The 12,398-nt window shown below is 41.9% G+C and carries 11 protein-coding genes; 5 read left to right on the top strand and 6 right to left on the bottom strand.

Features of this window, described 5'->3' with window-relative positions; all coding sequences use genetic code 11:
• Positions 1-60: 60 nt before the first annotated feature.
• The gene (gene ilvD / locus ACJ7Z2_RS05965; RefSeq protein WP_409499664.1) at positions 61-1,908 is read right to left on the bottom strand and encodes a dihydroxy-acid dehydratase; all 1,848 of its coding nucleotides are present in this window, start codon (positions 1,906-1,908) and stop codon (positions 61-63) included.
• 198 nt (positions 1,909-2,106) lie between these two features.
• On the opposite strand from ilvD, the gene ACJ7Z2_RS05960 reads away from it, so the two are divergent.
• Positions 2,107-3,600, top strand: a complete 1,494-nt coding sequence (locus ACJ7Z2_RS05960) for a PTS transporter subunit EIIC (RefSeq protein ID WP_409499663.1) — start codon at positions 2,107-2,109, stop codon at positions 3,598-3,600.
• A 92-nt stretch (positions 3,601-3,692) separates the two neighbouring features.
• On the opposite strand, the gene purT is transcribed toward ACJ7Z2_RS05960, so the two are convergent.
• The 4 genes from purT to ACJ7Z2_RS05940 form a co-directional block, all read right to left on the bottom strand.
• On the bottom strand, positions 3,693-4,874 hold the full coding sequence (purT, locus tag ACJ7Z2_RS05955) for a formate-dependent phosphoribosylglycinamide formyltransferase (RefSeq protein ID WP_409499662.1): 1,182 nt from the start codon (positions 4,872-4,874) through the stop codon (positions 3,693-3,695).
• A gap of 136 nt (positions 4,875-5,010) precedes the next feature.
• Complete coding sequence (locus tag ACJ7Z2_RS05950; RefSeq protein WP_005719747.1) at positions 5,011-5,649, bottom strand: DUF417 family protein; 639 nt, start codon at positions 5,647-5,649, stop codon at positions 5,011-5,013.
• A 59-nt stretch (positions 5,650-5,708) separates the two neighbouring features.
• Positions 5,709-6,062, bottom strand: coding sequence for a rhodanese-like domain-containing protein (locus tag ACJ7Z2_RS05945; protein WP_409499661.1), 354 nt, complete (start codon positions 6,060-6,062; stop codon positions 5,709-5,711).
• A gap of 10 nt (positions 6,063-6,072) precedes the next feature.
• Positions 6,073-6,414 carry a carboxymuconolactone decarboxylase family protein gene (locus ACJ7Z2_RS05940; RefSeq protein WP_006249954.1) on the bottom strand — a complete coding sequence of 114 codons (342 nt, stop codon included), beginning with the start codon at positions 6,412-6,414 and terminating at the stop codon, positions 6,073-6,075.
• 135 nt (positions 6,415-6,549) lie between these two features.
• On the opposite strand from ACJ7Z2_RS05940, the gene ACJ7Z2_RS05935 reads away from it, so the two are divergent.
• Positions 6,550-7,446: an AraC family transcriptional regulator gene (locus ACJ7Z2_RS05935; RefSeq protein WP_409499660.1), complete on the top strand. Its 897-nt coding sequence runs from the start codon at positions 6,550-6,552 to the stop codon at positions 7,444-7,446.
• A gap of 197 nt (positions 7,447-7,643) precedes the next feature.
• On the top strand, positions 7,644-8,207 hold the full coding sequence (locus ACJ7Z2_RS05930; RefSeq protein WP_006250539.1) for an acetate uptake transporter: 564 nt from the start codon (positions 7,644-7,646) through the stop codon (positions 8,205-8,207).
• A 102-nt stretch (positions 8,208-8,309) separates the two neighbouring features.
• Here ACJ7Z2_RS05930 and plsB read toward each other — a convergent pair whose 3' ends face one another.
• Entirely contained in the window at positions 8,310-10,745 is a 2,436-nt protein-coding gene (gene plsB / locus ACJ7Z2_RS05925) for a glycerol-3-phosphate 1-O-acyltransferase PlsB (RefSeq protein ID WP_409499659.1), read from the bottom strand.
• A 166-nt stretch (positions 10,746-10,911) separates the two neighbouring features.
• On the opposite strand from plsB, the gene lexA reads away from it, so the two are divergent.
• A complete protein-coding gene (lexA, locus tag ACJ7Z2_RS05920; RefSeq protein ID WP_006250537.1) occupies positions 10,912-11,547 on the top strand; it encodes a transcriptional repressor LexA in 636 nt (211 codons plus the stop codon).
• A gap of 91 nt (positions 11,548-11,638) precedes the next feature.
• A complete protein-coding gene (mutH, locus tag ACJ7Z2_RS05915; RefSeq protein WP_409499658.1) occupies positions 11,639-12,319 on the top strand; it encodes a DNA mismatch repair endonuclease MutH in 681 nt (226 codons plus the stop codon).
• Positions 12,320-12,398 lie beyond the last annotated feature (79 nt).

The following is a 12,398-nucleotide window of genomic DNA, read 5'->3' as shown; positions in this document are numbered from 1 at the left end:
TCCAGCTGAATGGAGAGCAGATCAATATATTATTGAAATGCTTCTTTTTTTCTAATTTATTTACTTTAACAGCGATTTATCTCTCACCGCACCTTTATCGGCAGAGGTGGCAAAATGCCCGAATACTTTTAACGCAAACGACACTTCTCGCTCACGTTTTAGCGGCTGCCACGCTTTATCGCCACGGGCTTCCATTTCTGCACGGCGGGCGGCAAGTTCTTCATCTGAAATCATTAGGTTAATCGAACGATTCGGAATATCAATTGATACCGTATCACCATCATTAATTAAGGCAATCGCACCGCCTGAAGCCGCTTCCGGTGAGGCGTGTCCGATAGATAAACCTGATGTACCACCGGAGAAACGACCGTCAGTTAATAAGGCGCATTTTTTGCCTAAGCCCATTGATTTCAAGTAGCTGGTTGGATAAAGCATTTCTTGCATACCCGGGCCTCCTTTCGGGCCTTCGTAGCGAATAATCACAATATGCCCTTCTTTAACTTTGCCACCTAAAATACCCGCTACCGCATCTTCTTGGCTTTCAAACACAATTGCCGTGCCGGTGAATTTCCAAATAGATTCATCCACCCCTGCGGTTTTAACAATGCAGCCGTCTTCTGCAATATTACCGAATAATACGGCTAAACCGCCCTCTTTGGTCACGGCATTTTCCACATTGCGAATACAGCCGTTTACACGGTCATCATCAACAGTATCCCAACGGCAATCTTGTGAGAAGGCTTTGGTGGTACGAATACCTGCCGGGCCGGCACGGAAGAATTTGTGTAAATCTTCATCTTTATTACGAATAATATCGTATTGATTAAGCTGCTCCTCAATCGTCAAACCTAACACTGTTTTAACGTGGCGATGGATTAAACCAGCACGGTCTAATTCGCCCAGTAAGCCCATAATCCCACCGGCACGATGTACATCTTCCATATGGTATTTATTGGTATTCGGGGCAATTTTACTTAAGCACGGCACAACACGAGAAAGACGGTCAATGTCTGCCATTTTGAAATCCACGCCTGCTTCTTGAGCCGCAGCTAACAAATGAAGCACGGTGTTACTTGAGCCACCCATTGCAATATCAAGGCTCATTGCATTTTCAAACGCATCAAAGGTAGCAATTGAGCGAGGTAACACGCTTTCATCATCTTGTTGGTAATATTTACGGCAAAGCTCCACAATTTCACGCCCAGCTCTTAAGAAAAGCTCTTTACGGTCAGCGTGAGTTGCTAACATTGAACCATTGCCCGGTAAACTTAAACCTAACGCTTCGGTTAAGCAGTTCATTGAATTTGCAGTAAACATTCCCGAGCAAGAACCACAGGTTGGGCAAGCGTGTTTTTCAATCGCATCAATACGCTCATCAGACACATTCGGGTCGGCACTTTCGATCATTGCATCAACCAAATCTAAGCGAATTAATTGATCGGAAAGTTTGGTTTTTCCGGCTTCCATCGGGCCGCCAGAGACAAAAATAGTCGGAATATTTAACCGCATTGCTGCCATTAACATTCCTGGGGTGATTTTATCGCAGTTAGAGATACACACCATCGCATCGGCACAGTGAGCATTCACCATATATTCCACGCTGTCTGCAATTAAATCACGGCTTGGTAAAGAATAAAGCATTCCGCCGTGTCCCATTGCAATGCCGTCATCAACCGCAATAGTGTTAAACTCTTTTGCCACCCCACCGGCTTTTTCAATTTCTGCCGCAACCAACTGCCCCATATCTTTTAAGTGAACATGCCCCGGCACAAATTGGGTGAATGAGTTCACCACTGCAATAATCGGCTTACCAAAATCATTTTCTTTCATACCGGTTGCTCGCCATAATGCACGAGCCCCCGCCATATTACGACCTTGCGTTGAGGTCGCTGAACGTAAAATAGGCATAATCTTCTCCAATTTTTTATGTTGTGTTTGCTAAAAATACTTCATTCTACTTGAATTTTTCGGCAAGCGGTAATTTTTTTACAAGCGGTCAGAATTAGCAAAAATTTTGCAAATCTGTGAGTTATATCACACCGTATCTACTTAAATTTAAGTATGCTATAAACCATCAAATTACAATCATAAAAAAGGAGAAATTTTATGTTCAAACAACTGCAACAAGTCGGCAAAGCTTTTATGCTGCCGATTGCGATTTTACCGGCAGCCGGTTTGCTGTTAGGGATTGGCGGAGCCTTGTCCAATAAGGCAACGGTGCAAGCCTACCCGATATTGGATAACCCGACTTTACAGGGCATTTTCCAGATTATGGCATCGGCAGGGAGCGTGGTGTTTGGCAACCTTGCCTTGCTGCTCTGTATCGGGCTGGGGATCGGGCTTGCCAAACGGGATAAAGGCGTAGCGGCACTGGCGGCAGTGGTCGGTTATTTGATTATGACCGGCACGATTTCTGCCCTCATTCCGCTGTTCTCTCCTGAAACCAAAGGGATTGATACCGGTGTGATCGGCTCGCTGATGATGGGCTTGATTACGGTGAAACTGCATAACAGATACCACAACATTCAGCTGCCGCAAATTCTTGGTTTCTTTGGTGGCTCTCGGTTTGTGCCGATTGTGACCGCCTTTGCTGCGATTTTTGTCGGGGCAGTGTTCTTTTTGATCTGGCCGACTTTCCAACAGTGGTTGGTTTCCGCAGGGCAAGGGATTGCGGAAATGGGCGAAATCGGCACCTTTTTCTACGGTTTCTTAATGCGGTTAAGTGGTGCGGTCGGCTTGCATCATATGATCTACCCACTGTTTTGGTACACCGAATTGGGCGGAACAGAAGTGGTAAATGGTGAAACCATTATCGGGGCGCAAAAAATCTTCTTCGCCCAACTCGCCGATCCAACCCATCAAGGCTTATTTACCGAAGGTACACGTTTCTTCGCTGGGCGTTTCGATACAATGATGTTTGGCTTGCCTGCCGCCTGTTTAGCGATGTATCACGCTGTGCCGAAAGCCCGCCGTGGTGCGATTGGCGGTCTGTTCTTAGGTGCAGCGCTCACCTCTTTTATCACTGGCATTACCGAGCCGATTGAATTTATGTTCCTGTTTGTTGCCCCGTGGCTCTATGTGTTCCACGCTTTTTTAGACGGCGTATCGTTCTACATTGCCGACTTACTCAACATCTCGATTGGTAACACCTTCTCCGGCGGCGTGATTGACTTCACCCTGTTCGGCATTTTGCAAGGCAACGAGAACACCAACTGGATTCGAGTAATACTGGTAGGCTTACCGTGGGCAGCACTGTATTATTTCTCGTTCCTATTCTTGATCAAAAAATTCAACGTAATGACACCGGGGCGTGCGGAAGATAGCGAAGAGGTTGTGGAACAGCAAACCAGCTCGCTGACTGAAAATGCCCATAAAATTATCGCTGCGCTTGGTTCTGCAACCAATATCGAAAATGTCGATGCTTGCATCACTCGTTTGCGTGTGGCGGTGAAAGATGTGAAAGCAGTAGATAAAGCAACGCTGAAAAAACTTGGTGCGATTGACGTGCTGGAAGTCGGCGGCGGTGTACAAGCTGTCTTCGGGGCGAAAGCGGTATTGTATAAGAGTGAAGTGAATCAGATTCTCGGCAAAGAAGATTAACAATCTTCGACTTTTTTGTCTAATGTGATTAGAAACCAATAAGATAGTAGGCATAAAAATGCCTACTATCCACGAATATCAAAGCCCTAGCTTTATAATTGAATATCTAACTTATCATAGGCTCGCCGAGCTTTTTCTAATGCTCTCACTGTACTTTCATCACGAGCAAGAATCACGCCTAATCGACGGTGACCATTTACTTCGCCCTTACCGAATAATCGGATATTCGTCCCGATTTCAGCTAATACCTTATCTAAACCGCCAAAACGCACATTATCCGAGATTCCTTCAACTACAATCGCTTTAGAGGCTGCTGGGCTGATGTGGTAAATTTCCGGAATCGGTAAGCCCAAAATCGCACGGGCGTGTAGGGCAAATTGGGAAAGCTCTTGTGATGCCATTGTTACCATTCCGGTATCGTGCGGACGTGGGGAGACTTCGTTAAAAATAATCTCATCGCCACAGACAAAAAGTTCCACGCCGAAAATGCCTCTTCCGCCCAGTACAGAGGTAATTTTTTCTGCGGTTTCTTGAGCTTTTTTCAATGCAATGTCTGACATTTGCTGCGGTTGCCAAGATTCACGATAATCGCCATCAACCTGAATATGCCCGATGGGAGCTAAAAACGACGTGCCGTGAATATGGCGAACGGTAAGTTGGGTAATTTCATAATCAAATTTAATAAAACCTTCTACAATCACACGTCCACCGCCGGCACGCCCGCCCTGTTGTGAATAATCCCAAGCCTGTTGAATATCCGTTTCAGATTTAACCACTGATTGTCCGTATCCGGAAGAAGACATAATCGGTTTCACTACGCACGGAATCCCAATTTCTTGAATCGCTTGTTGAAACTGTTCAAAATTATCCACAAAACGATAAGGCGACGTTTTTAAGCCCAACTCTTCTGCTGCCAATCGGCGAATCCCTTCACGGTTCATTGTTAATTGCGTTGCTTTTGCCGTTGGGATTACGTTATACCCCTCTTGCTCTAACTCAACCAAGGTTGCAGTTGCAATGGCTTCCACTTCCGGCACAATAAAATCCGGCTTTTCTTTTTCAACCAGTTCTCGTAATGCTTTCCCATCTAACATCGAAATCGTATAAGCACGATGAGCTACTTGCTGTGCAGGAGCGTTTTCATAGCGATCTACCGCAATCACTTCTACGCCTAAACGTTGTAATTCAATTACAACCTCTTTACCCAACTCGCCCGAACCTAACATCATCACCTTTGTAGCATTAGCTCTTAGGGGCGTACCGATTATTGTCATTTTTGTCTCTCCTTAATAAAAGCAAACGATTGCGTTATCGAATTATACTTGAAATTATGGCAAATTGACAAAAAACAAGCGGTCATTTTATTGCAAAATTTTACAAGAAAATGACCGCTTGCATTAGCACTATTAATTAAGCAATCGCTTTACGTCTGGCTAAAATGCGATTAGCACATTCCGCTGCAGCAACCAAGCCACCTGCCATCATAATCACATCTTTCACAATTAAACGACCGACTGCTGACAGATATGGGAAACCGTGCGCTGGGGTTGGCATATCCCCACCTAAATTCGGCACCCAAATTTCAGGGGTGGTGATCATAAAAGAGAGTGTAACAATCGACATACCAAAGGTGAGTAAGCCCCCCGCCATACCGGAAACCGGGAACCAAATACCGGATAACGTCAATAAACCAACCGTCACAATGGTTGCACCTATGATATAAGATGCAGTATAAGTGCCGTTTTCTTTATGCCATTCGATGTTTTTTGCCACCATTTTACCTTCAGGGTTTTTGTGAAGGGTATATTCCATCACCATTTTACCTGTGCCGTCATCAACTAAATTCGGGCCTTTTTTGTACATATAACTAAAGAACGGGCTATTAGACACAAAATGGGCAATACCGTCTGCTTCATATTGGCAGACTTTTAAACCACCAATCCAAACCATCACGATACAAATGGCAATACGTACAAAGTTAATAAATTGGCGTTGCATCGGAGCAACAATATTTGCAACAAAATTAACAAAATTGTTAAAAGCACTCATAATTTTTAACCTCAGATATAAACGAAAAGTGCCAAGCAAATGCTTGGCACTCAAAACAGCTATTTCAACCCGGCTTTAATCAGATCGTCATAACCACCATGATTAGTTACATTGCTGTAACCTAATTTTTTGAGCTCATTCAGAGCTACTTCCGCTCTGCGCCCTGAACGACAATAAAGATTAATTGGTTGGTCTTTATCAGGAGCAACTTCTGAAATACGTTGTGCAATTTCAGTATGCGTTAAATTAATTGCATCCTTTAAATGCCCTTGCTGAAATTCTTCAGCAGAACGTACATCAATCCAAATACCCGCTGCTTTCTCAGCTTGTACTTGCTGCACCGATGCTTGTTCAGCATTTACCATCATTGGCATCATTGTTGCAAACCCTAAAATCCAAGCCAATTTCTTCATTGATTGCTCCTTATTTTTGCTCTTCTACCGCTTCTAATGCACGTAAAGCATAGGTATAAGCTGCACCTGCATTTAATGCAATCGCAGTCGCTAATGCACCGGCAATTTCGCTTTCGGTTGCACCTGCTTTTGCCGCTTCTTCTGCGTGTACACTGATGCAACTTTCACAACGTGTTGTAATCGCTACTGCTAATGCAATTAATTCACGAGTTTTGTGATCTAATGCTTCCGCTGCGGCCGCTGTACCTAATGCTTTATAAGCTTCAAGCATTTTAGGGTGTTTTTGCCCTAATTTACCAAAAGATTGCTTAACGTGAGCTGTGTGTTCTGTCCAATTTTGGAATGAAGACATATTGATTTCCTCCTAAAGTGAATAATATGAAAAAACGCATTTATTATTGCGTTTATCTGATAAACTTTATTATCAAATCAGCTCATATTATAATGAAATAATCGCAATTTAAGGTGGAAATATAAGGAATGAACAATGGATATATTAGATAGGCTTCTAGCTTTCGCTCAAATCTCAGCCGGAATCAGTGTGAAATGTCAGTTACAGGGAGATTGGCAACTTGAGAATCCGCATCAAACCGGACAAGCAATCGCTCATATCATCAGCTATGGGCAAGCTTATCTACAACATAATGGGAAAACCCATCACCTTAAACAGGGAGATATTGTATTTTTCCCCAGATTTGCCGATCATACATTACGTAGTCAAATACAGCCTTTGACCAGCAAAAATGCGGTAAACCATGAACAATTGGGTGCATTTACACTCACCCAAGCAGGACTTTCTCAATCAGAATGCGATATGTTCTGCCTCCATTTTTATTATGACCATCAAGCCGAATTAATGGAAAGCTTACCTGAAATGATCGTATTTCAAGTTGCCGAGACACCATTAAAAGCAATGTTAGATATTCTAAAACAAGAAGCAGAAACACCTAATTTAGCCGTAAAATCTGTGGTTAACTCGCTTGCTGTTGTTATTTTAACTATGATCTTACGAGAACATCTAGTTAACCATAACAATCAGTTATTCGGTATTTTAAAAGGTTGGCAAGACTTACGCTTAAGACCTTTGATCAAAGCTATTTTGCTTAATCCCGAACACGAATGGCAAGTCGATGATATGGCGGCATTTATCCACCTTTCTCGTGCCCAGTTAGTCCGCTTATTTAACAAACATTTATGTATTAGCCCACATGCTTTTGTACACAAAATCAGGCTACAAAAAGCAGCAATGCTGCTCAAAAGCCAAGCTGGGTCGGTATTAAGTATCGCCTTATCTTGCGGCTTCCAATCCGAGCCGCATTTTATTACCGCCTTTAAAAAGCAATATTGCGTAACACCCAGCCAATATCGGCAGTTAAATCCATAGCTAAATGACAACAACAAGCGGTCATTTTTTGGCAAAATTTTGCAAAAATCTCACCGCTTGTCTCGGAAATTTCTAGTCAATTTACTGCAAAATCGCTATACTTTATCGCCCTAAATTTTAGGCATATAACGTCTGATTTATCGGCGTAGATAAACAATTACCACACTTATGGTGTAACAATATAACAGAGGTTTTCAATGTCAGCTCCAAATTCAGGAACTAACCCGGCTCCGCTCGGTTTATGCGGTTTTGCACTTACTACATTTTTACTAAGCCTAATCAATAACGGTACATTCAGCGGTGAAAACGTAGGTTTAGTTTTAGCAATGGGATTTGCTTTCGGTGGCACAGCACAAATGATTGCAGGTATGTTTGAATTTGCTAAAGGTAACACGTTCGGCTTTACTGCGTTTACCAGCTATGGTGCATTCTGGTGGTCTTTTGCATTATTTAAAGTGTTCTTTGCTGCGAATGTATCGGCAGAATTCGTTGGTTGGTACTTAGTAGCTTGGGGAACATTCACACTTATGATGTTCATCGGCACACTAGCAAAAGCCCGTGCATTACAAGCTATTTTCTTAAGCTTAACTATTACATTCTACCTATTGGCCGCTGGCGATTTCACTCATAACACCACCCTAACTAACATTGGTGGTAACTTTGGTTTATTAACCGCATTCTTAGCGTTCTACTTAGCCGCTGCGGATATTATTAATGAAAGTTTTGGTAAGACTGTTTTACCAATCGGTGAACCAAAATAATTATATAGGAAGTAAAAAAGCTGAATGTGATCGCATTCAGCTTTTATTTTTGGCAACAAAATTGCAAGAAACGAGTGCTTGTTAGCGCTCTTCTTTGATTTATTATCCTGCGATATTAGGATTCTCTACAGATTCTGTGACTTTAGCCATCGCACCCTGAATGGTCTGCTGAACTTCAATCGAAATCAAACTACGTAATAACGATTCCGTTTCTTTAACTTTTGCAATCGCTAAATTATCATCACCATCAAAATACCCTTGTGCTTTTAGACTTGATGTAAAGGTAGAGAAAATCGCTTTATCAAAAAACTCCGGCGCATTAATACCATGCAAGACTGATAAACGCTGAGCAATTGAACTACTCTCTTTTTCTAAAGAGCCACGACTAATATTTGGCTGCTCCAACAAGACACTTAGGCTAATATAATAACGTTGAAGGATTTCACGCACACCAGCTGAATGTAATTGTAAGGTACGAATATGTGGGCGATTGATCATTAACATATCACTTTCGTTTTTAATCACCCCTTGCCGACTTAGTTCCGTAATAATTGCTTCAATATGCGCTTTTAATTCTTCTTGCTTAAAGTGTAAGAATAACTCTGCTTGCAAGAATGGATAAATACGATTAACCGACTTAATCACAACATCTTTCGAAACAGCCTCATGATGAAGTACCATACTTGCAACAAGTGAAGGCAACACAAATAAATGCTGCACATTATTTCTGTAATATGTCATTAACACAGCAGATTCTCGTTCTAAACGAACCAGTTCACCAAAATTATCTTTTTCAATTAAAACGCCCGAACGAGGTAAATGAATAACATGATTCAACATCACTTCTGCACTTTCAGCTGGTAATGTCATATCTTTAGAATAAGGTACATTGCGAAATAGCTGAATATAACTTTCAAGTTGTTCAATCAGTTGTTCACGAGTTAATGCACGCTGGCGAGATGCCAATAACGCTGAACCGACTAAGTTTTTCGCATTAACTGCTGCGGCTTTATTGATATTCACCATTACTTGATGTGAAATATTATCCACGGCTTCATTTAACCACTTAGGTCGTCCATCTTCAGAATGCTCTTTCCATTCAGGGAAATGTTGATTCAGGTAATTATTTACCAAAATCGGCTCACCGAAATTCACATATCCTTGACCTAAATTTTTCAGTTTTTTCAGTACCCGTAGTACCAAGCCCGCATTTTCTTTCTCTTTTGCCGCACCTCGCAACTCTTTAGCGTAGGTATCGACTTCTAGCACGTGTTCATAACCAATATAAACAGGCACAATACTTAAAGGTCTATTCAGCCCTCGCTGTAAGGCTTGTAGGCTCATCGACATCATACCGGTTTTAGGCTCTAATAAACGACCTGTGCGTGAACGCCCGCCTTCAATAAAATATTCGACCGAATAACCACGATAGAATAATTCCGCTAAATATTCACGGAAAATGGTGGAATAGAGGCGATTTCCTTTAAAGGTACGGCGAATGAAAAATGCTCCCCAACTACGGAAAATCGGGCCTGCCGGCCAGAAATTTAAATTGATCCCAGCGGCAATATGTGGCGGTACTAATCCTTGATGGTAAAGTAGATAAGATAGGAGCAAATAGTCCATATGGCTACGGTGGCAAGGCACATAAACGATCTCGTGACCTTCTAATGCCAATTTACGCACACGGTCTGCATTTTGCACGTTGATCCCTTGGTAAAGCTTATTCCAAAGCCAGCTCAGAACTCGATCTGCTACACGCAAACTCTCGTGTTTCACATCAGCAGCAATCTCATTAATGATTTTCTCGGCTTCTTTGCGAGCCTTTTCAGGCGATGATTTCTTCGCTTCTTCCGCAATCGCAGCTTGAATCACCTCTGAATTCAGGATTTTATTAAACATCGCATCACGATTTGGTAAACGAGGCCCCATTGCTGAATAACGCAATTTTGCAAAGTGCATTTTCGCCACACGCGCGATTTTTTGAGCGATTTTTTCATCTGCACCATATTCAGTTACCATATAGCGTAACGATACTGCAGGGGAGAAACGTACAAAATTATCACGCCCAAACCAAACCATGGATAAAAAACGTTGGAATGAGGTAAGCACCTGTAAATGGCGAACATCTTCTTTACCCGGCGCACGCCCCCATAACACCGAAACTGGCACTAATTGAACGTCTAATTCAGCATTGGCACGATGTAAATCTAAATAACGATAAAAAATCGACTCCGTCTCACTTTTCGCCCCTTTAGATTTAAAAAAACGGCGACCTTCATCTAAAAATACAAAACGAGGCAGAGCTTGCCCTTCAATCACATTCTCTTGCAACGGGTCGGGCAAATTCAAAGCCAAGCAGTTTTTTTGTAAAATTAATAAATCGGTTTGCGAGGTATAAGGTAGAACATAGACAATCGGCTGTTCAAGATTTAGTCCCAGTTCAGCCACTGGATGAGTCGGAATAGAGCGAGATTTTACTAAAAGTGAAAGTGGTAAGTTTAGGAAAGCTCGATAAAAATTTAATAAGCCAGACATATAAATATCCTTTTAGAATCGTTATTGTTGGAGGTCTAACCTCTAATTTCTTCCATTCTACCATAAATTTTTATGGAATTTCGTGAAATTATTAGTTACAAAATCAAAAATACTGTATATACTATCAATATTTTCTGTATATAAAGACAGTGAGGATTAACTTAAAATGCGTAAACATCTAACTGCCCGTCAGCAAGAAATTTTTGATTTCGTCAAAAACCATATTGAAACCACCGGTATGCCACCCACTCGAGTAGAAATTGCCCGTGAAATTGGCTTTAAATCGCCTAATGCAGCAGAAGAACACTTAAAAGCCCTTGCTCGTAAAGGCTATATTGAAATGTTATCCGGTACATCTCGAGGGATCCGCATTTTAGTCGAAGATGAAAACCAAGCTGCCAACGATGAAGATGAAGGCTTACCTCTAATTGGAAAAGTGGCTGCCGGCACACCAATTCTAGCTGTTGAACACGTTGAAAACCATTACCCGGTGAATGGTGCGATGTTTAATCCAAGTGCTGATTATTTACTCAAAGTAAATGGCAATTCAATGGAAAAAATCGGTATTTTAGACGGTGACCTATTAGCCGTTCATAAAACCAATACCGCTCGTAACGGGCAAGTGGTGGTTGCTCGGGTAAATGATGAAGTGACTGTTAAACGCTTAGAGAAGAAAGGTGAATTAATTTACTTACACCCTGAAAACGATGAATTAAAACCGATTGTAGTAAACCCTGCTCAAGAATATATTGAAATTGAAGGCATTGCAGTAGGCGTTATTCGCAGTAATGCTTGGATGTAATTTCCTCACAAGCGGTTATTTTTTAGTAATTTTTTGCAAATTTCTGCCTAAATTTGACCGCTTGCCAGTTTGGTCTAATTAACTAAGTGCAATGCAATTATCTACATTCTCTCCAACCGAGCAGGCATTATTAAGCAAAGCGGAATGGCTGGCAGGGTTCACTTTAGGTGAAATTGCCGAGATGCTTCATATTCCGATACCAGCAGATCTGAAACGAGATAAAGGCTGGGTCGGTACTCTGATTGAAACCGCTTTAGGTGCGAAAGCCGGCAGTAAAGCCGAACAGGATTTTGCACATTTAGGCATTGAGCTGAAAACCATTCCCGTCAACCAGAAAGGTTTACCACTAGAAACTACCTTCGTCAGCCTTGCCCCTTTAACCCAAAATAACGGTATTACTTGGGAAACCTCTCACGTTAAACATAAACTCTCTCGAGTGCTTTGGATTCCGATTGAGGGCGAGCGAAACATACCGCTTGCCGAACGCCATATCGGTCAGCCGATTTTATGGTCTCCGACTATCACACAAGAATCCCGCCTAAAGCAAGATTGGGAGGAATTAATGGAGTTGATTGTGTTAGGTGAACTGCATAAAATTAATGCAACCTTAGGCGAAGTGTTACAGCTCAGACCCAAAGGTAGAAATAACCGCTCCGTCACTACCGCAATCAATGCCAAAGGCGAGGCGGTGCAATCTTTACCGTTAGGATTTTATTTACGCAAACAGTTTACTGCCGAAATTTTACAAAACTTTTTGCATTCCCCTCTTTAAATTTGTGTTCAGTCTCTATAAGATGTTCATCTTTCTATTGATAGAAAAATCCACTTAATCCCTTATTTTTAAAAGGATA

It is taken from the genome of Mannheimia glucosida (genome assembly GCF_046267875.1).
Lineage (GTDB): Bacteria > Pseudomonadota > Gammaproteobacteria > Enterobacterales > Pasteurellaceae > Mannheimia > Mannheimia glucosida.
This window is presented reverse-complemented; position numbering and strand designations above follow the sequence as displayed.

Excerpts from the sequence above, each read along its gene's own strand:
- ACJ7Z2_RS05945 (WP_409499661.1), bottom strand. The coding sequence starts at position 6,062 with ATGAAGAAATTGGCTTGGATTTTAGGGTTTGCAACAATGATGCCAATG.
- ACJ7Z2_RS05935 (WP_409499660.1), top strand. The coding sequence starts at position 6,550 with ATGGATATATTAGATAGGCTTCTAGCTTTCGCTCAAATCTCAGCCGGA.
- plsB (WP_409499659.1), bottom strand. The coding sequence starts at position 10,745 with ATGTCTGGCTTATTAAATTTTTATCGAGCTTTCCTAAACTTACCACTT.
- ACJ7Z2_RS05960 (WP_409499663.1), top strand. The coding sequence starts at position 2,107 with ATGTTCAAACAACTGCAACAAGTCGGCAAAGCTTTTATGCTGCCGATT.
- purT (WP_409499662.1), bottom strand. The coding sequence starts at position 4,874 with ATGACAATAATCGGTACGCCCCTAAGAGCTAATGCTACAAAGGTGATG.
- ACJ7Z2_RS05950 (WP_005719747.1), bottom strand. The coding sequence starts at position 5,649 with ATGAGTGCTTTTAACAATTTTGTTAATTTTGTTGCAAATATTGTTGCT.
- mutH (WP_409499658.1), top strand. The coding sequence starts at position 11,639 with ATGCAATTATCTACATTCTCTCCAACCGAGCAGGCATTATTAAGCAAA.
- lexA (WP_006250537.1), top strand. The coding sequence starts at position 10,912 with ATGCGTAAACATCTAACTGCCCGTCAGCAAGAAATTTTTGATTTCGTC.
- ACJ7Z2_RS05930 (WP_006250539.1), top strand. The coding sequence starts at position 7,644 with ATGTCAGCTCCAAATTCAGGAACTAACCCGGCTCCGCTCGGTTTATGC.
- ilvD (WP_409499664.1), bottom strand. The coding sequence starts at position 1,908 with ATGCCTATTTTACGTTCAGCGACCTCAACGCAAGGTCGTAATATGGCG.
- ACJ7Z2_RS05940 (WP_006249954.1), bottom strand. The coding sequence starts at position 6,414 with ATGTCTTCATTCCAAAATTGGACAGAACACACAGCTCACGTTAAGCAA.